The organism is Streptomyces sp. NPDC107654 (genome assembly GCF_055639035.1).
Map to the genome: position 1 here is coordinate 59,215 of NZ_JBVKBI010000020.1, position 17,316 is coordinate 76,530.

Annotated in this window: 19 protein-coding genes; 7 read left to right on the forward strand and 12 right to left on the reverse strand. The window is 71.0% G+C overall.

Translation table 11 applies throughout. From position 1 onward, the window contains the following. Positions 1-10: 10 nt before the first annotated feature. Positions 11-493 (reverse strand): CarD family transcriptional regulator, encoded by a 483-nt coding sequence (locus tag ACZ7N4_RS28960; RefSeq protein WP_003953493.1) that lies wholly within the window; start codon positions 491-493, stop codon positions 11-13. Positions 494-1,119: 626 nt separating this feature from the next. Between ACZ7N4_RS28960 and ACZ7N4_RS28965 the strand changes: the two genes are divergently transcribed. Beyond that, complete coding sequence (locus ACZ7N4_RS28965) at positions 1,120-1,812, forward strand: copper chaperone PCu(A)C domain-containing protein (RefSeq protein WP_471363500.1); 693 nt, start codon at positions 1,120-1,122, stop codon at positions 1,810-1,812. Positions 1,813-1,982: 170 nt separating this feature from the next. On the opposite strand, the gene phoP is transcribed toward ACZ7N4_RS28965, so the two are convergent. Together phoP and phoR are read right to left on the reverse strand one after the other, a co-directional pair. Then, entirely contained in the window at positions 1,983-2,663 is a 681-nt protein-coding gene (gene phoP / locus ACZ7N4_RS28970) for a two-component system response regulator PhoP (protein WP_014673455.1), read from the reverse strand. Further along, positions 2,660-3,910, reverse strand: coding sequence for a two-component system sensor histidine kinase PhoR (phoR, locus tag ACZ7N4_RS28975; RefSeq protein ID WP_471363504.1), 1,251 nt, complete (start codon positions 3,908-3,910; stop codon positions 2,660-2,662). Before phoR ends, phoP begins: the two co-directional genes overlap by 4 nt. Before the next feature lie 180 nt (positions 3,911-4,090). Between phoR and phoU the strand changes: the two genes are divergently transcribed. From phoU to ACZ7N4_RS28990, 3 genes are all read left to right on the forward strand, one after another. Next, a complete protein-coding gene (gene phoU, locus ACZ7N4_RS28980) occupies positions 4,091-4,780 on the forward strand; it encodes a phosphate signaling complex protein PhoU (RefSeq protein WP_471363507.1) in 690 nt (229 codons plus the stop codon). A 252-nt stretch (positions 4,781-5,032) separates the two neighbouring features. Continuing rightward, positions 5,033-5,188, forward strand: a complete 156-nt coding sequence (locus tag ACZ7N4_RS28985) for a hypothetical protein (RefSeq protein WP_389587144.1) — start codon at positions 5,033-5,035, stop codon at positions 5,186-5,188. Positions 5,189-5,317: 129 nt separating this feature from the next. Further along, entirely contained in the window at positions 5,318-5,566 is a 249-nt protein-coding gene (locus ACZ7N4_RS28990; RefSeq protein WP_471363512.1) for an SCO4226 family nickel-binding protein, read from the forward strand. Between the two features lie 78 nt (positions 5,567-5,644). On the opposite strand, the gene ACZ7N4_RS28995 is transcribed toward ACZ7N4_RS28990, so the two are convergent. From ACZ7N4_RS28995 to ACZ7N4_RS29010, 4 genes are all read right to left on the reverse strand, one after another. After that, entirely contained in the window at positions 5,645-6,487 is an 843-nt protein-coding gene (locus tag ACZ7N4_RS28995; protein WP_471363516.1) for a GAF and ANTAR domain-containing protein, read from the reverse strand. Positions 6,488-6,706: 219 nt separating this feature from the next. After that, positions 6,707-7,969, reverse strand: a complete 1,263-nt coding sequence (locus tag ACZ7N4_RS29000; protein ID WP_471363519.1) for an MDR family MFS transporter — start codon at positions 7,967-7,969, stop codon at positions 6,707-6,709. Between the two features lie 73 nt (positions 7,970-8,042). Continuing rightward, entirely contained in the window at positions 8,043-10,202 is a 2,160-nt protein-coding gene (locus ACZ7N4_RS29005; RefSeq protein ID WP_471363522.1) for a stealth conserved region 3 domain-containing protein, read from the reverse strand. 15 nt (positions 10,203-10,217) lie between these two features. Next, positions 10,218-11,912: a stealth family protein gene (locus ACZ7N4_RS29010; RefSeq protein ID WP_471363525.1), complete on the reverse strand. Its 1,695-nt coding sequence runs from the start codon at positions 11,910-11,912 to the stop codon at positions 10,218-10,220. A gap of 193 nt (positions 11,913-12,105) precedes the next feature. Between ACZ7N4_RS29010 and ACZ7N4_RS29015 the strand changes: the two genes are divergently transcribed. Then, positions 12,106-12,867, forward strand: a complete 762-nt coding sequence (locus tag ACZ7N4_RS29015) for a phosphoglyceromutase (protein WP_471363528.1) — start codon at positions 12,106-12,108, stop codon at positions 12,865-12,867. Positions 12,868-13,000: 133 nt separating this feature from the next. On the opposite strand, the gene ACZ7N4_RS29020 is transcribed toward ACZ7N4_RS29015, so the two are convergent. After that, on the reverse strand, positions 13,001-13,552 hold the full coding sequence (locus ACZ7N4_RS29020; protein WP_471363531.1) for a flavoprotein: 552 nt from the start codon (positions 13,550-13,552) through the stop codon (positions 13,001-13,003). A gap of 118 nt (positions 13,553-13,670) precedes the next feature. On the opposite strand from ACZ7N4_RS29020, the gene ACZ7N4_RS29025 reads away from it, so the two are divergent. Beyond that, the gene (locus ACZ7N4_RS29025; protein WP_471363534.1) at positions 13,671-14,855 is read left to right on the forward strand and encodes a helix-turn-helix domain-containing protein; all 1,185 of its coding nucleotides are present in this window, start codon (positions 13,671-13,673) and stop codon (positions 14,853-14,855) included. A gap of 480 nt (positions 14,856-15,335) precedes the next feature. Beyond that, positions 15,336-15,644, forward strand: a complete 309-nt coding sequence (locus ACZ7N4_RS29030; protein ID WP_471363747.1) for a hypothetical protein — start codon at positions 15,336-15,338, stop codon at positions 15,642-15,644. A 122-nt stretch (positions 15,645-15,766) separates the two neighbouring features. Here ACZ7N4_RS29030 and ACZ7N4_RS29035 read toward each other — a convergent pair whose 3' ends face one another. The 4 genes from ACZ7N4_RS29035 to ACZ7N4_RS29050 form a co-directional block, all read right to left on the reverse strand. Continuing rightward, on the reverse strand, positions 15,767-16,165 hold the full coding sequence (locus tag ACZ7N4_RS29035) for a PIN domain-containing protein (protein WP_471363539.1): 399 nt from the start codon (positions 16,163-16,165) through the stop codon (positions 15,767-15,769). Then, positions 16,162-16,443: a hypothetical protein gene (locus ACZ7N4_RS29040; RefSeq protein ID WP_471363543.1), complete on the reverse strand. Its 282-nt coding sequence runs from the start codon at positions 16,441-16,443 to the stop codon at positions 16,162-16,164. Before ACZ7N4_RS29040 ends, ACZ7N4_RS29035 begins: the two co-directional genes overlap by 4 nt. 122 nt (positions 16,444-16,565) lie before the next feature. Next, on the reverse strand, positions 16,566-16,778 hold the full coding sequence (locus tag ACZ7N4_RS29045; RefSeq protein WP_471363546.1) for a hypothetical protein: 213 nt from the start codon (positions 16,776-16,778) through the stop codon (positions 16,566-16,568). A 270-nt stretch (positions 16,779-17,048) separates the two neighbouring features. Next, positions 17,049-17,255 (reverse strand): hypothetical protein, encoded by a 207-nt coding sequence (locus ACZ7N4_RS29050; RefSeq protein ID WP_471363549.1) that lies wholly within the window; start codon positions 17,253-17,255, stop codon positions 17,049-17,051. Between the last annotated feature and the right edge of the window lie 61 nt (positions 17,256-17,316).

The following is a 17,316-nucleotide window of genomic DNA, read 5'->3' on the forward strand; positions in this document are numbered from 1 at the left end:
CCGCTGCGCGTCAGGAGGCGAGCACCTCGTCGAGCAGGGCCTCGGCCTTGTCCTCGTTCGTGTTTTCCGCGAGAGCCAGCTCGCTCACCAGGATCTGGCGGGCCTTGGCGAGCATGCGCTTCTCACCGGCGGACAGTCCGCGCTCGCGCTCGCGACGCCACAGGTCACGCACGACTTCCGCGACCTTGATGACATCGCCGGAGGCGAGCTTCTCCAGGTTTGCCTTGTAGCGACGGGACCAGTTCGTGGGCTCCTCGGCGTACGGCGCGCGCAGCACCTCGAAGACCCGGTCGAGTCCGTCCTGACCGACCACATCACGCACGCCGACGAACTCCGCATTGTCCGCTGGCACACGTACCGTCAGGTCACCCTGGGCGACCTTCAGCACCAAGTAGGTCTTGTCCACGCCTTTGATCTGGCGAGTTTCGATAGCCTCGATCAGCGCGGCCCCGTGATGGGGATAGACCACGGTGTCGCCAACCTTGAACGTCATGTGACAGGTACCCCTTCCGTGGCTATCCAGGGTAACACGGATACGGCGTCTTCTGAATGGCGTTTTCGCAGGTCAGGGCATATCTCGGGGCTTGACAACAGCAACCCGGACGTGCTGCGGGCCGCTTCCGAAAGTGGGTATTCGCAGGTCGGAGGGGCTCTGCGGGCGGGGTGAAACGCCTACGTTACACACCTCGGGAGAGCGCTCCAAGGGGATGAATGTCACGATTTGTCCGCCCTCAGGGGTGCGACTTCCGCTACTCCGTTCGGTGGCCGGAGGCGGATGTGAGACGAATCCAAAATTGATCAACCGCCGCCGGAGGGGAGCCTCGTGATCAATATCGGGGGTGGCCGCGCATTCCTTCACGGAAAATTTGCGAGGGGTCTTGAGAGGCGCCGAGAGGCGGTCGCCGCCGCGTTATGTGAATGGCGGACGGACGCCTCCGCAATGTGACTGAGGAGTCACTTGTGCCTGGTGAGGTACCCCCACGCGGACGGAAGCCCGGCGCTTGGGGGAGGGTCGGGTGCGGTCGCGTCGGAACGGCTCGGTAACCTGAGGCCGCTGACAGACACTTAGGGCGGCTTTATAAGGGGAGCCGCCCGCGCGTTCAAGGAGTTGCCGCCGCCGTGAGCAGCAGCCTTCGACGCGGCGCCCTCGCCGCCTCCGCCATCGTCTTCTCGATCGCCTCGCTCGCCGCCTGTGGCGCCGGCAACAACTCGCAGACCCTGGAGATCAAGCCGGACAACGCCGCGACCAGCGTCGGCGCCATCAAGATCCAGAATGCCCTGGTCATCACCCAGCCGGACCTGGAGTCGACGGGACCCGCGGTGATCTCCGCGACCCTGTTCAACTCCGGCCGCAGCGACCAGACCCTCCAGTCGATCACCGTGGAGGGCAGCGGCACGTCCGCCGAGCTGAAGCCCGCCAAGGGCCAGAGCCTGACCGTCCCCGCGGGCGGTTCGCTGGTCGTCGGCGGCAAGGACAACGCCGCCGCGACGCTGTCCAGCGGCCGTGAGGCGGTCAAGGACGGCAACGCCCAGAAGCTCACGTTCACCTTCAGCAAGACCGGCAAGGTGAGCCTGAACGCCTTCGTGGTCCCGGCCACCAGCTACTTCGACAAGTGGGGCCCGTCCCAGGTCCCGTCCGCCTCGGCCGCCGCCGGCGGCGCCCCGGGTGCCACCGCCTCCGGCAGCGCCTCCAGCAGCGCCTCCAGCAGCGGCAAGCCGGAGAAGGGGCACGAGACCAGCCCGTCGGCCACCGCCTCCCACTCGGCCGTCACCCCGAGCGACTCGGCCTCCCAGTCGGCCGCGGGCCACTGACCGGCCTGACGACAAAGCCGTACGACACAGCCGTACGACACAGCCGTACGACACAGCCGTACGACACAGCCGTACGACACAGCCGTACGACACAGCCGTACGACGGAGGGCGGCACCCCTGCGCGGGGTGCCGCCCTCCGTCGTTTCCGTACGTGTCAGGGCTGTGCGGTCTACGGCTCGAACTTGTAGCCCAGTCCCCGCACCGTCACCAGGTACCGCGGCGCGCCCGGATCCGGCTCGATCTTGGCGCGCAGGCGCTTGACGTGGACGTCGAGGGTCTTGGTGTCGCCGACGTAGTCGGCGCCCCACACGCGGTCGATGAGCTGCATGCGGGTCAGGACGCGGCCGGCGTTGCGCAGCAGCATCTCCAGGAGGTCGAACTCCTTCAGCGGGAGATCGACCTTGGAGCCGCCGACGGTGACCACGTGCCGGTCGACGTCCATGCGGACCGGGCCGGCCTCCAGCGCGGCCGGGGTGACCTCCTCCGGCTCGCCGCGCCGGCGCAGCACCGCGCGGATGCGGGCGACCAGCTCACGCGAGGAGAACGGCTTGGTGACGTAGTCATCGGCTCCTATTTCGAGACCGACGACCTTGTCGATCTCGCTGTCCTTGGCGGTCACCATGATCACGGGGACGTTGGAGCGGCCCCGCAGCTGGCGGCAGACCTCGGTGCCGGGCAGGCCCGGCAGCATCAGGTCGAGGAGGACCAGGTCGGCGCCGTTGCGCTCGAACTCGTCCAGGCCGTCGGGGCCGGTCGCCGCGACGGCGACCTCGAAGCCCTCCTTGCGGAGCATGTACGACAGGGCGTCGGAGAAGGACTCCTCGTCCTCGACGACGAGCACTCGGGTCACGGAAGGACCTCCGGGGCGGGAAGCGGTTCGTACGGGGATGAGTCGGTGGGACCCGCCTCGTCGTCGAGGTCGGGATGCTGCTGTGCGCGGTCGCGGGCCGCGCCCGCCTCCGGCAGCCTGAGGGTGAAGGTGGAGCCCTGGCCTTCGGCGCTCCAGACCGTGACCTCCCCGCCGTGCGAGGCGACCACGTGCTTGACGATGGCGAGACCCAGGCCGGTGCCGCCGGTGGCCCGGGAGCGGGCCGGGTCGACGCGGTAGAAGCGTTCGAAGATGCGCTCCTTGTCCTTGTCCGAGATGCCGATGCCCTGGTCGGTGACGGCCAGCTCGATCATGTCGCCGCCCGGCGCGCCGACCCTGCGGATGGCTATGCCGACGCGGGTGCGGGCCGGGGAGTAGTTGACGGCGTTCTCGACCAGGTTGCCGAGGGCGGCGGCCAGCTGGCCCCGGTTGCCCCAGACGTGCAGGTCGGCCGTGCCACCGGCGGCTATCGTGATCTGCTTCGTGCCCGCCTGGTGGCGGCAGCGGTCGATGGCCTCGGCGACCAGCTCGTCCACCCCGACCGGCTCGGCGTCCTCCAGCGGGTCGTCGTTCTGCACCCGGGAGAGGTCGATCAGCTCCTGGACCAGGTTGGTCAGCCGGGTCGCCTCGATCTGCATCCGGCCGGCGAAGCGCTGGACGGCCTCCGGGTCGTCCGAGGCGTCCATGACGGCCTCGGAGAGCAGGGAGAGCGCGCCGACGGGCGTCTTCAGCTCATGGCTGACGTTCGCCACGAAGTCGCGTCGTACCGCCTCGATCCGGCGGGCCTCGGTCAGGTCCTCGACCAGCAGCATGACCAGGCGGGAGCCGAGCGGGGCCACGCGCGCGGAGACGGCGAGGGCCTCGCCGCGCCCGGTGCCGCGCCGCGGCAGATCCAGCTCGACCTGCCGTATCTCCCCGTCGCGTCTGGTGTCCCGGGCCATCTGGAGCATCGGCTCGACGGCGAGCTTGCCGCCGCGGACCAGCCCGAGGGCGTAGGCGGCGGAGCTGGCCTTGACGACGGTGTCGGCCTCGTCGAGGACGACCGCGGAGGAGCGCAGCACCGACAGAACGGTGTCGACGCCGGGCGGGAGTACCGGATCGGTGTGCAAGGAAGTCCTGGTGGGTCGCTTCTGGTCGCGTTCGCTCCAGCGGAACGCCAGCATGGCGATGACACCGGTGAGCACCCCGGCGATCGCTGCCGCTGCGGCGACCGCCGCGTTCACGTCCATGTCTCCAGGTTAGGCATGGGGTACGACATGACCACAGCCGTCGAGGTGCGACCTCGAACACTCGTCGCCCAGAGTTCACCTTGCAGCCAGTACTGGTTCATTCGGGGTGGCGGAAACGGACGCGTGCGGGGCCGAACGTGGGAGCGTGGGGACCAAGCACGCCTATGAGAGGGAACCCTGATGCGGGACGCGTACCACGAGGAACTGGACTCGATCGGCGACGGACTGGTGGAGATGGCCCGGCTGGTCGGCTCGGCGATCGGGCGCGCCACGACCGCCATGCTGGACGCCGATCTGAAGCTGGCCGAGAGCGTGATCGAGGCCGACCAGAAGGTCGACCAGCTCCAGCACGACCTGGAGGCCCGGGCGATAGCCCTGCTGGCCCGGCAGCAGCCGGTGGCGACGGACCTGCGGATCGTCGTCACGTCGCTGCGCATGTCCGCGGACCTGGAGCGTTCCGGCGACCTGGCCCAGCACGTGGCGAAGCTGGCGCGGCTGCGCTTCCCGGACCGGGCCGTTCCGCAAGACCTGCACGCCACGATCCTGGAGATGGGCCAGCTCGCGCAGCGCCTGATGGCGAAGGCGGCCGAGGTGATCGTGACGAAGGACGTCGACCTCGCGCTCCAGCTGGAGCAGGACGACGACGAGATGGACCTGCTGCACCGCACGCTCTTCCAGCACCTGATCGACGACCGCTGGAAGCACGGCATCGAGACGGCCGTGGACGTCACCCTGCTGGGCCGCTACTACGAGCGGTACGCCGACCACGCCGTGGCCGTCGCCAAGCGGGTGGTCTACCTGGTGACCGGCGAGCACGCGGACGATCTGCAGCAGGACATCCAGCCGGTGACGGGGACCGACGGCGTGTGAGCCGTGCGACGCAGTGAGCCCTCCGGGGGCCGCGTGAGCCGTGCGGCCCGTGAGGCCTCCGGGGGCCGCGTGAGCTGTGAGCCTTGGGAGCCTCAGGGGGCCGCGTGAGTCCTGCGGGGCCGCGCAGGTCCCCCAGGGGCCGGCCGGGACGGGCTCGCGAACGTCCGAACGCCTCCGTGCGCCGTTGATGCGCCCGGCCGAACGGGCATGGAATGGGCGAGGGCATCCCTGCCCAAGGTCTAGGAGGGTCCCATGGCCGAATCCCCCAGCACCACGCCCGATCCCACGCAGGAGCGCGAGACCGAGCAGCCCGCCGAGATCAAAAGCCTTCCGCTGTTCGGCGCGTGCGGCTGCGGTTCCGGATGCGGGTGCGGGTGCCAGTCGGGCAACCCCTGCCAGTGCGGCTGAGCGACACCGCGCGACGACGACGGGGCCGGTGCGAACAGGGTTCGCACCGGCCCCGCGCCGTACCGGATGCCCCGCCCGCCCGCCGGGCGCAGCATGGACGTAACGGCGTCGAGAGGAGGTGCGGGAGCCATGGCCAAGTTCATGGACGTACACCGCGGCATGCAGGGCATCACGGCCGAGAAGCTGATGGAGGCGCACCAGGCCGACCTCGCCATCGAGCAGGAGGAGTCCGTGCACTTCGAGCGCGCCTGGGCGGACCCCGAGTCCGGGACGGTCTACTGCCTCTCCGAGGCCCCCTCGGCCGAAGCCGTGCAGCGCGTGCACGAACGCGCCGGGCACCGCGCGGACGAGGTGCACGCGGTGTCGCTGGAGGCCTGACCGGAGCCGAGCCCCGTCGACACCCCTGGCCCCACCGGTCTCATCGGCTGCCGCCCGTCGGGCCGGGTGAGCCGCGGATCACGGCCCGCCGCCGTCGTACGGCCGGGCGGGGTCGCCGCCGTACGCCTCCGGGTGGAAGCTCAGGCGGCGGGAGAGGACGTCCCGGGACACCTGGCTGACCGTGCGGCCGTCGGCGTACGCGCGGGCCCGCAGCCGGTCCAGGGCCTGCTCGGAGTCGAGGTCGAGCTGCACCATCACCATGCCGACCGCCTGGTGGACCTCGGTGTGGTCGGCCTCCGAGGCCGCCACCCAGGAGGCCAGCTCGTCCTCCGCGTCGTCGCCGCCCGCCCCGGTGGCGCCGCGGACGGCGCTCCGGAAGTTCATCAACGCGAAGGTGACCGCGTCCCGCACCCACAGCGCGACCCGCAGATCGGGCTCCGTCAGCCCGCCCACCCGGTCGCTGTACAGGTCGAACGTGCCGACGGCGGCTCCGCCGACGCCGATCGGCAACGAGAACACCGCGCGGACGCCGAGGGCCACCGCCTCCTGCGCGAAGATCGGCCAGCGGCGCACGTCGGGGCCCCGGGTGAGGTCGGCCGCGAGGACCGGGGCGCCCAGGTCGAGCGCGGTCTGGCAGGGACCGTCGCCGACGGTGTACTGCAACTCCGCCAGCCGGGCGGCGACCCGGTCGCTGGCACACCAGGTCACGCGGACGCCACTGCCGCCGGAGATCGACACGGAGGCACCGGTGACCGGCAGGAGCCGCACGCAGGCGGCGCACAGCGCGTGGGGCACCGCCAGCGGGTCGTCGATGCCGCGCGCGGCGGCGGCCAGCGTCTCACCGACCCGCAGCCGCCCCTCGGCATCCGACGGCACCCCGCCGCCGGCCCACGCCCCGGGCTCCTCGGGCGGCATCCTCATCACTCCCGCCGCGCACGGTCTCCGTCGAACGGATCCACCGAGCTGATCCGCCGGTCCGACCGACTGGTCCGAGCCACCGGTCCGATCCCTGCCTGATCCCCCGGTCTGCGGATACCGGGTTCCCAGGACGGCGGAAGTAACTGCGCGTTTCCGCCGCGACGGGGCAGGCCCCGCTGCCCGGTGTCGCCGCCCCGCCGTCCCCGCCACAGCAGGGCACCGCTAAGCGGTACGCACCCCGCTCCCCTCGCGCTCCTGCACCGCCGGAGCCGGGGTCCGGGCCGGCGGGTCGGCGGGCAGGCGGCGCATGAGGACGCCGTATCCGGCCGCCGCCACCGTGCCCACCACCGCGCACGTGCCCCACAGCCACACATCGCCGAGACCGTCGATGACCGCGCCCGCCATCAGCGGGGCGACGAGGGCGGCCAGGGACCAGGACAGGGAGTACACGCCCTGGTAGCGCCCGCGGCCGTGCACCGGGGAGAGACGGACGACCAGGCTGGTCTGGGTCGGGGCGTTGACGATCTCGGCGAGGGTCCACACGCACACGGTGAGCATGAAGGCCCCGACCGAGCCCGCGAACGCGGTCAGTCCGAAGCCGTAGCCCGCGAGGACCGAGGAGGCGACCAGCCGGGTGCGCGGGTCGCGGTGTTCGATGAACCGGGTCACCGGGATCTGCAGGGCGACGATCAGGATGCCGTTGACGGCGATGGCCAGGCCGTAGTCGGCGGGCGAGAACCCGGCGCGGCCCATGGCCACCGGCAGCCCGACCGATCCCTGCTGGAAGACCAGGGCGACGAGGAAGGACAGTCCGACGACGGCCATGTACCGCCCGTCCCGCAGGACGGTGCCCAGACCGATCGCCGCCTCCTCCTGCCGGGCCGCGGGCGCGGGCCGTGACTCGGGCAGCTTCGCGAAGACCACGGCCGCGCAGGCCAGGGTCATGCCGGCCTCGATGAGGAACCCGGCGAGATAGCTGAACTCGGCGATGAACCCGGCGGCCATGGAGGACACGGCGAAGCCGAGGTTGAGCGCCCAGTAGTTGAGGGAGAAGGCCCGCACCCGGTCCTCGGGACGGACGATGTCGGCCATCATCGCCTGGACGGCGGGCCGGGAGGCGTTGGAGGCCATGCCGACGAGGAAGGCGACGGCGGCGATGGCCGTCGGGTCGGTCATGAAGCCGAGCAGGGCGACGGAGGCCGCGGTGGCGGTCTGGGCGATGAGCAGGGTGGGCCGCCTGCCGAGCCGGTCGGCCATCACCCCGCCGCCCAGCGAGGAGACGACCCCGCCGAGGCCGTGCAGGGAGGCGACGAGACCCGCGTACGACGCCGAGTAGCCGCGGTCGAGGGTCAGGTAGAGGGCCATGAAGGTGGCCACGAACGCGCCCAGCCGGTTGACGAGGGTGCTGATCCACAGCCACCAGAACGCGCGGGGCAGCCCGGAGACGGATTCGCTGACGGCTCGTCTCATACGGGCTGGTGACATCGCGGATCCCCCGGTTGTGTAAGCGGCTCAGACGGTGAGCACACATTACGAATGCGGAGCTCGGGGGCGCCACTCAATTAGCGGTTCGCGTCAATCGGGCAGCGCCCGGCCGACGCCGGGACGCCCTCCGCCCTCCGCGGGCGGCGGCCGGGGCCGGGTACGGCGTGGTCCGGGCGGCCCGCTCGAAGCGGCTCGGGAACGGGTACTTCCGCTCCAGGAAGGCCCTGATCGCCTCCCGGGCCGCCGCCCGGTCCGCCGGGGCGGTGTCCACGTCGTTCAGGCAGAAGAAGTCCACGTCCTCGCCCGCCGCGAGCCGCGCCAGCCTCCGGCGCATGTCCGGGGTGCCCAGCTGGACGTACCGGAAGCTGTACTCGGCCGGCACCGCCCGGCCCGTCGCGATCGCCCAGTGGTGGTGCAGCGTGGACGCCGGGGCGACGTCGGCGGTGGACCGGAAACGGGAGTACGACGTCCGCTCCAGCTCCTCGATGCCGAGGCTCTCCATCTCGCGCATCACCGACAGCAGCTGAGGGTGCGGGGTGTGCAGCGACTTGTGCGTGACGTACCTGCCGTGAAAGCGCCGGATCACCTCACGGGCGTTCTTCCCGGCGGAGTTCGGCGCCGGCTCCAGGGGGTGCGGGGCGCCGACCCCGAGCTTGAGCGGGGACAGCGGGATGCGGGCGATGCCGTTGCCGTGGAAGAAGTGCTCGGCGCCGACCGGGCGGTGGATGAAGACGTCGTCGTTGAAGTAGAGGTAGTGCTCGGACAGGCCCGGTATGTGGTGCAGCCGGCTCTCGATCGCGTGCGAGTTGAAGACGGGCAGCGCGTCGGCCGGGAGGATGTCCCGGTGGTCGACCACGGTCAGCCCCTCCGCGTCCGGGTCCAGCCAGGAGGGCGTCTGCGAGTCGGTCACGAGATAGACGTGCCGGATGAAACCGGCGTACATCTCCAGCGACCGCAGCGCGTATCTCAGCTCGTCGTGGCTGGTGTACCGGGAGGCACCGGTCTCGCGCGGCGCGATGACGTTGTCGGAGAGCGCCTGGTGCGCCCGCCGCTTCACCGCCATCACCGGATCGTCCCCGTCGACCCAGGTGTACACGGCGTCGACGGGGAAGCACACCTGATCGACACCGGGCTCGGCGAACGCGGGGAGGGTGGGCAGGGGGCGGCGGCCCGGCGCTGCGGGGAGGGGGGTGGGCGGCTGGTGGGCGGGTCGCTGGTGGGGGGCCGTGGCCGGTGGCTGCTCGGCTGCCGCCATCCCCGACAGCCGCTCGGCGGACGTGGCCGACACCTGCGCTGCGGACGCGGCCGACGGCTGCTCGGCGGGCAGGCCCGGCGGCTGCTCGGCCGCCGTGGCCGGCGAATGCAGAGGCAGCGGACCCGGTGCACCCGGTGCAAGCCCCTCCAAGCCACCCGGTACGAAGCCCCGCCCCCGCTCACGCGCCTCGCCGGCGTCCGGCACGACGCCCGGCCCCGCCACCGGTCCCCCCGCCACCGGCTCCCCCGCCCCTCCCCCCGTCGCCCGCCACGCCCCGGTCGGCAGTACCTCCGACACGGCGTTGCGGCGCGGGGCGACCAGGGAGGGGCCGAAGTCGTCCTGCAGGCGGGCGCCGGGGACGGTGAGGTGGGCCGGGTCCCGGCCCAGATCGCGGCCGTAGCGCCAGAACTCGATGTCGCAGCCCATCTCCAGCCCGCCGAGCACCTGCCCGCCCGGCCCCAGCCGGATCAGGCCGGCCCGTAGCACCGGCGCTCCGCGCAGCGCCCGCGGCAGCCTGCCGTCGGCCCACAGCACCGCGCTCGCCACCGCACCGTCGGCGTCCACCGCGCCGACGTACGCGGCGCTGAGCGCGAAGTGCCGCCGGGCCCCGGCGAGCACCGCGGCACGGTACGACTCCTCCACCCCGACCACCGGCCGCGGCACCCCGGGCCCCTGCTCGGCGGGGACCAGGAAGTACGGCACACCGGCCGTCTCCAGCAGGGCGCACACCTGCTCCAGGTCCGCGGCGGCGGCCTGCCCTGCGGTGTAGCCGGTGACCGTACTCCCGTACAGCCGTACCGGTCCGCACACGACCCGGCGCAGCCCCGGCACGGCGGTGCGCAGCCGGCGGCGGGCCGGGGCGGCGCGCAGCGCCCACAGGCGGGCCGACAGCCACAGCCCCAGGCGCGTCAGCAGGTCCCGGACGGCCCGCAGGCCCGGCGCCGGCGACGCGAGACGGTGACGGAGGTCGATGGCCATGGCCGCCGCCGCCCGTCAGCTCTGCTTCTCGAAGGGGCTCGGGAAGGGGAAGTAGTTCTCCAGGAAATCGTGCATCCGCACGCTGACCTGCTCCCGCTCCTCCGGCGGCACGTCGACGTCGTTGAGGCAGAAGAAGTCGAAGCGGCGGTTGCGGCGCAGGTCCGCCAGGCGCCGGTCGGCGTCGGGCCGGCTGATGTTCACGTAGCGGAAGCTGAACTTGCCGGGCACGCCACGGCCGGTCATCAGCGCGTACTGGTAGAGCAGCGGTGCCGTCATGGCGATGTCGGTCGGCGAGCGGAAGCGGGACGCGGTGGTGCGGGCGATGTCCTGCGGGAACAGCTCCTCCAGCGCGCGGAGCGCCCCGCGCTGCTGCGGCAGCGGGGTGTGCATGAAGTTGTTCGTGGTCATCCGCCCGAACTTCTCCAGCAGCAGCCGCCGTACGTTCTTGCTGGCGGAGTTGGTCGCGGTCTCCTCGGCGTGGGGCTTTCCGATGCCGATCTTCAGGGGGGAGACCGGTATCTTCATCAGCCCGCTGCCGAAGAAGAAGTGCTCCGGGGTGACGCGGCGGCCGACGAAGACGTCGTCGTTGAAGTACAGGTAGTGCTCGGACAGGCCGGGGATGTGGTGCAGCCGGGTCTCGATGGCGTGCGAGTTGAAGACGGGGAGGACGTCGTCCGGGAAGATGTCGCGGTGGTCGACGACCGTGATCCCCGGGGCGGTGTCGTCCAGCCAGTGCGGCTTCTGGCCGTCGGTCACGATGTAGATGTGCCGCACGAAGTCGGCGTACATCGCGAGGGAGCGCAGCGAGTACTTCAGCTCGTCGTGGCTGGTGTAGCGGGAGGCGTTGGTCTCCTTGTCCAGGATCTCGGCGATGCCGCCGTCCTGGTGGCGGGCCCGCTTGGCCCGCATCGCCGGCTCCTCGCCGTCGACCCAGGTGTAGACGACGTCGACGGGGAAGGTCACCTGGTTGACGGTGGGGAGGGTGAGCGGGACGAAGCTGGGGACCTCCCGGTCACCGACCCGGACGCCGACCGGCTTCTGCTCACTGGCGGGCAGCACGTCGGTGATCCCGTTGTTCCGGGGCGTGACGAGGGACTCGGCGAAGACGTCGGCGGAGGCCTGCGGCTGCACCTTGGCCAGCCGCCGGGGACCGTCGGCCGAGGCGAGCAGCTCGGCGCCGTCCTCCCAGAACTCCACGTCACAGGCGAGCTCGGGGCCGGCGAGGAGCTGGCCGGCGGGGCCGAGGTGGTTCTCGCCGACGCGCAGCACGGGGGCGGTGCGCAGCGCGGCGGGCAGGACACCGTCCAGGAACAGGGCGGGGTGCTTGAGCTGGCCACCGGGCAGCGGCCGGCCGATGAACACGGCCGTGCCCGCGTGGCGCGCCTCCAGGGCGTCGAGCAAGCGTTCCCGGTCGACGGCGTTCACACCGAGCGTGTAACGCGCGCGGGAGGAGACCAGGAAATAGGAAATGCCTTCCTGTTCCAGCGCGCCGACAACAAGATCCAAATTCGAGGCGGCGGCCTCCGCGGCGGTGAACCGGTCCACCACCCGGCCGTAGAACCGCTGCCCGCGCACCGCCACCGGGCGGAGCACCGGATCCGTGACCGCCGCCTTGCGGCGGCGCCGCATGGTACGCAGCTGCCATACGCGCTCGGCGGCCTTCCGCTCGACTCGCGGTCGCATCCGCCGCGCAAAGGAACGCACGGTCACGTTCGGTGCTCCTTATTCCTGGCCCTCAGCCTTCCTGGCGATAAACAGACACGAGAATGTGGCGAATGGTTGTACGAGAATTAACCGAACGTTGGCGAGACGGAGAGCACACCCCCTCCCCCTCCCCGGGCCGGGCGTGCTCCGACGCCCGCGCGCATCCCGCCCCCGACCCCCCTTAGGTAGGCTCAAGGCCATGGCCGACGCACCGTACAAGCTGATCCTCCTCCGCCACGGCGAGAGCGAGTGGAACGCGAAGAACCTGTTCACCGGCTGGGTGGACGTCAACCTGAACGAGAAGGGCGAGAAGGAGGCAGTCCGCGGTGGCGAGCTCCTGAAGGACGCCGATCTCCTGCCCGACGTGGTCCACACGTCCCTCCAGAAGCGCGCGATCCGCACGGCCCAGCTGGCGCTGGAGGCCGCGGACCGCCACTGGATCCCCGTCCACCGCTCCTGGCGCCTGAACGAGCGCCACTACGGCGCCCTCCAGGGCAAGGACAAGGCGGCGACGCTGGCCGAGTTCGGCGAGGAGCAGTTCATGCTCTGGCGCCGCTCGTACGACACCCCGCCCCCGCCGCTGTCGGACGACTCCGAGTTCTCCCAGGCGAACGACGCCCGCTACGCCTCCATCCCGCCGGAGCTGCGCCCGCGCACGGAGTGCCTCAAGGACGTCGTCATCCGGATGCTCCCCTACTGGTACGACGCGATCGTCCCGGACCTGCTGACCGGCCGCACGGTCCTGGTCGCCGCCCACGGCAACAGCCTGCGCGCCCTCGTCAAGCACCTCGACGGCATCTCCGACGCCGACATCGCGGGCCTGAACATCCCGACCGGCATCCCCCTCTGCTACGAACTGGACGCCGACTTCAAGCCGCTCACCCCCGGCGGCAAGTACCTCGACCCGGAGGCGGCGGCCGCCGCGATCGAGGCGGTCAAGAACCAGGGGAAGAAGAAGTAAGCGCACAAGGACGAGCCCTCTGCCTGCGGGTTGTACGCGCGGGCGGGGGGCTCTTCTCTTGCCGTGGGCCTTCTCGGGGCCGTCAGGGCGAGATCACCAACGACGGACCCGGATGCCGACGGCGATCCTTTGGCTACCGCGCCGCGGCGCTTCCCTCGACAGCGTCCAGGAGCAGGTGCCACGGATACTCCCCCGGCTTGCCCTGCCCCGGCCGGTTCGGGACGAAGCCACCCTGGCCGTACAGAACCCGCACCCCCATCTCGCGCAGTTCCGCGACGCTCCGCTCGAACTGCCGGTGCTGCGCGTAGGCGGCGTTCACGCACGGCATCACCACCATGGGGATGCCCTTGCCGATGCCCTCGGCGACGACACCGACCACGAACTCACGCGTGATGCCGAGGGCCCACGCGTTGACCGTGTTGAAGGTCGCCGGAGCCACCGCGATCACATCCGCCGTGGGCCACACGTCAGGCTCCCCCGGCAGCTTGTACGCGCTGCGCACGGAGTGCCCGGTGAGCCGCTCCAACTCAGCCTTCCTCGGCTCCAGCCAGCCAGCCGCGGTCGAGGTCAGGCCGACACACACATCGAAGCCGCGGTCCTGCGCGTCCGCAACGACCGTCGCCGTATCGAGCACCGGCGGGGCGGCGGAGCCGAAGAGGTAGAGGACAGGGCGCGTCGTCGTCATGCACGTATCGGATCACACTCAACCGCCGCCTCCCAGGGGCGAGTAGGCGCCGGAAAGGCATATGGCCGTACGGCCACCTGGGTATCGTTCCCGGCGGGTGCTCAGAACGGAGACCGGCATGCCGACACGGGGCGAGGACCACGCGGGCGCACGCATCAAGGAACAACGCAGACTGGCCAGACTCACCCAGCGGCAGTTCGCCGAGCGGCTCCCCTATTCGTACAGCTACCTGAACCAGGTCGAGTGCGGAGCGCGCCCGGCCACCGCCGCCTTCGTCGCCGCCTGCGCGAAAGCCCTCAGCATCGACGTCACGGTGCTGACCGGGCAGCCGTACGTGACCGAACTGCAGCGCGACCGCCTCGCGGAACTGGTCCGGCCGATCCGGGAATCCCTCGACCTGTACGACCTCGGCCCCCACCCGGACCTGACCACCCGACCGGCGCAGCAGCTCATCGCCGGGGCCGATCACCTGTGCGCCGAAGTGCGGGCGACGCATTTACGCAACGCGGCCCGCGACCTGCCGGAGCTCATCGCCGAGCTGACCCACACTGCGTGGTCTACGCCCTCGACCGAGCTGTGGCGGGGGCTGGCATCGGCGTACCGCACAGCGCACGACATCAGCGTGAAGCTCGGCTACTACGACCTGTCCGCCGTCGCCCTGGACCGCATGAACTGGGCAGCGCGCCGCGCCTCCGACCCCTGCCTGGCAGCCGTCCGGCAGTACATGCGGGCCCTGGTCTACTTCCGTGAGGGTGAGTACCGGATCGGACAACGCCTCGTCGCCGCCGGGCACGACGTGATCGCGCAGGCCGGTGACTCACGGGAAGCCCTGGTAGTCACCGGCCAGCTACACCTGGGCGGATCCGTCATCGCCGCCCGCGCCGAGGAGGGGCCGGCAGTCGAGCAGCACATCACGGAGGCCCACCGGATCGCAGAGCGCATCGGCGACGCCTCCGATGTCCACTGGCTCAGCTTCGGCCCGACCAATGTCGCCCTGCACAGGGTGTCCGTCGCCGTCGAGATGTGCCAGTACGACGACGCTCTGAAGCAGGCCCGGAACCTGAAATTTCCTCCCGGGCTCCCCACTTCCCGCCGAGCCCACTTCCTGATCGACCAGGCCCGCGCCGAGATGGAGACCGGGCACACCGACGCCGCGTTGCGGTCACTCGTCGAAGCCCGCCGTGTCGCCCCCGAACAGACCCGCTACCATCCCACCGCCCGGGAGACGATCACCGGTCTGGTCCACCAGTCCCGCCGCACCCCGGAGACGCTCCACCACATGGCGGCCTGGCTCGGCCTCTAGACGTGCTCACAACGCTCACAGAACTGTGAGCATTGGTCGTCCGGCAGCTTGTCACGCTGTACTCACCCGTCGTCACGGCTACGCGAAGGCGACGAGACGAGATGCGCCCCGGCGGCCGCGCGAACGACCCCGGGGCCGGCCGACGCTGCGAAGGAGCGTCGACATGACGAACGCTACCCGCCCACCACAGGATGACCCGCCGACCCCCAAGATGACCATCAGGGTGTACCGGGTGAACCGCCATGGAGCCGTCACCCAGGAGTGCGGCACGGTGAGCATGTCACCCCTCGAAGGGCCGCCCCCGTTCACATCCGCCTTCCCGTCCTGCAAGTGCCCGGGCTGCCGGGTCGAAGGGGCGGCTGCCCGGTGACTCGGACCGCGCAGAGCGGCACCCCGACTGTTCCTGACATCACCCAACGACCGCCCTTGCCGAGGGAGGCGGCGCGATTCGGCTACTGGTGCGAGTGCTGAACCGAGGACCTGACCGAACAGTGGCCGCCGGCACTGCTGGCATCCTTCGATGCCTACTCCGCGCCGCAGGCGGACCGTTGGGTAGCGGTCGTACTCCGCACGATCTCACCGGCACTGGACGCGGACGCATCGGACGCGGCATGGGAGTGGCTGCACGAGGGCCGCATCGAGACCCGACGAGCCCTGCTACGAGCGGAACCGTGCACGGTGTCTGTCACTCACGCCAGGACCAAGATCACGTGGACGATCCGACCGGTGCTCTTCCTGCCGCTGGCTCACCGCCAGGCCGCCGAACTACCGGCGTGCGCATACCATTGAAATGATCGCCGCCGTATCGAACACCGGCGGGGCGGCGGAGCCGAAGAGGTAGAGGACAGGGCGCGTCGTCGTCATGTGCGCGACCGCCCACAGCCGGCCCTGTTAAAGCAAGCCGGACCGGTTCAGACCTTCTCCGCGCTCAGGCGCGGATGCCCGGCGGTGAGCAGCTCGATGTCTTCTACGTCCGAAGTCAGGATCGTCACCGTGCCGGGATGCTGCAGGGCGGTCGCGCACAGCATGGCGTCGATGGCGTACTTGTGGCCGTGCAGCCCCGCCGCACGCAGCAGAGCGGCGGCGGATTGCGCGACGGATTGGGTCACCGGCTCGACACCCAGGCGGGACAGAGTCCACTTCAGCGCGGCGTCGTCGATCTTCGGGTGGATCACCTCGACCAGTACGGCGGCTGACGTGATCACTGGCAGGTCCGCGTCGCGAGCCGCCGTCAGCCACTCGTGGATTTCCCGATCGCGCTGTACGGCCTTCGCCAGGCCCTCACTGTCCAGGACCAGGGCACCACTCACGCAGCCGCCCCTGCGTTCGAGGCGCCACCGGTCAGCCGGGCCCGCTTGGTCGCCACGGCCTCGGGGTCGGCCGGGCCGTGCACCTTGTCGAAGTCCGCGATCAGCTCGTCCAGGTTGTCGCGCTCGATCTGGCGCTGGGCCGCCTTCTCCAGGTAGGCCGAGACGCCTCGCTTGCCGACCCGCTCACGGATCGCACGCAGAGTTCCGGCGGTCAGGGTGACGGAGATACCGCTGGTGGGGCCATCGCCAGGTGGGAAGTCGACGTCGTCATCAGTCATACGCCGAGTATGCCATTGGATATAGCATCACGAGCAGTATGTGCACAGCTCCGAGCGGATCGCGCGGAAGCGCCCCGCGGCGCACGGCTGCGGGACGCCCTTGGGGTTCGGCCCAGTGGGGTTCAGTCGACCTTCTGTCCGTCGTACGTACCGCCCTTGCAGTAGTTGCCCTCCTCGTTGACCGCGGGTGTTCCGCCGCCCTGCTTGCACTGCGAAGGCGTGACGTAGGAGGGGGCGCCCTGCGTGGCGGCCGTGGCCGTGGCGGCGCCTGTGAGGCCGAGTCCGGCGAGGGCTGCCGTGGCGACGGCGGCGGCGAGGGTTCGTCGAATGCGCATGTGCTTCCCTTTCACGGATTACCTCGATGGGGGCACTAGCCAGCCTGATCTTCACCCATGTGGGTGGCACGTCTTGTTCCGCCATTCGGGTGATGGTGCCGTCGGGTGCGGGGTCGATGACGCGACCCGTCGGACGGACCCGTGAGCCGCGTTGACCGGCGGAAACGGGCGCGGGCTGTCCACCCGGCGGTGGGCCGAGTGCCGTCACTGCGGACCCACCCCAACCGGGGTGCACCGCCCGGACCGGTTGACCAGCCGGGCGCCGGCCGGTCAGGTGATCGCCGGTGTGGTCCCGTCAGGCAGCGCGCAGGCGTCGCCGGCGTAGGGGCGTGAGACGATCTGTCCGCCGGCGGCCGTGCAGTCGTCCCGGGAGATGGTCGGGAACGAGGCGGCCCCGGCGCTGACGGCGCCGACGGCGCTCACGCCCGCAAGGGTCGCCGCGGCCAGGACCAGGCCCAGGATTCTTCGCAGGCGCATGACGTCCTCCTTCTCCCAGGCGCCTTCGTCCGGCCTTCGGGAAGGGAAGGACAAGTCGCAG

Excerpts from the sequence above, each read along its gene's own strand:
- ACZ7N4_RS29005 (WP_471363522.1), bottom strand. The coding sequence starts at position 10,202 with ATGGCCATCGACCTCCGTCACCGTCTCGCGTCGCCGGCGCCGGGCCTG.
- ACZ7N4_RS29050 (WP_471363549.1), bottom strand. The coding sequence starts at position 17,255 with ATGCGCCTGCGAAGAATCCTGGGCCTGGTCCTGGCCGCGGCGACCCTT.
- ACZ7N4_RS29040 (WP_471363543.1), bottom strand. The coding sequence starts at position 16,443 with ATGACTGATGACGACGTCGACTTCCCACCTGGCGATGGCCCCACCAGC.
- ACZ7N4_RS28990 (WP_471363512.1), top strand. The coding sequence starts at position 5,318 with ATGGCCAAGTTCATGGACGTACACCGCGGCATGCAGGGCATCACGGCC.
- phoR (WP_471363504.1), bottom strand. The coding sequence starts at position 3,910 with ATGGACGTGAACGCGGCGGTCGCCGCAGCGGCAGCGATCGCCGGGGTG.
- ACZ7N4_RS28960 (WP_003953493.1), bottom strand. The coding sequence starts at position 493 with ATGACGTTCAAGGTTGGCGACACCGTGGTCTATCCCCATCACGGGGCC.
- ACZ7N4_RS29020 (WP_471363531.1), bottom strand. The coding sequence starts at position 13,552 with ATGACGACGACGCGCCCTGTCCTCTACCTCTTCGGCTCCGCCGCCCCG.
- ACZ7N4_RS29045 (WP_471363546.1), bottom strand. The coding sequence starts at position 16,778 with ATGCGCATTCGACGAACCCTCGCCGCCGCCGTCGCCACGGCAGCCCTC.
- ACZ7N4_RS28995 (WP_471363516.1), bottom strand. The coding sequence starts at position 6,487 with ATGAGGATGCCGCCCGAGGAGCCCGGGGCGTGGGCCGGCGGCGGGGTG.
- ACZ7N4_RS29015 (WP_471363528.1), top strand. The coding sequence starts at position 12,106 with ATGGCCGACGCACCGTACAAGCTGATCCTCCTCCGCCACGGCGAGAGC.
- ACZ7N4_RS29000 (WP_471363519.1), bottom strand. The coding sequence starts at position 7,969 with ATGTCACCAGCCCGTATGAGACGAGCCGTCAGCGAATCCGTCTCCGGG.
- ACZ7N4_RS28985 (WP_389587144.1), top strand. The coding sequence starts at position 5,033 with ATGGCCGAATCCCCCAGCACCACGCCCGATCCCACGCAGGAGCGCGAG.
- phoU (WP_471363507.1), top strand. The coding sequence starts at position 4,091 with ATGCGGGACGCGTACCACGAGGAACTGGACTCGATCGGCGACGGACTG.
- ACZ7N4_RS29025 (WP_471363534.1), top strand. The coding sequence starts at position 13,671 with ATGCCGACACGGGGCGAGGACCACGCGGGCGCACGCATCAAGGAACAA.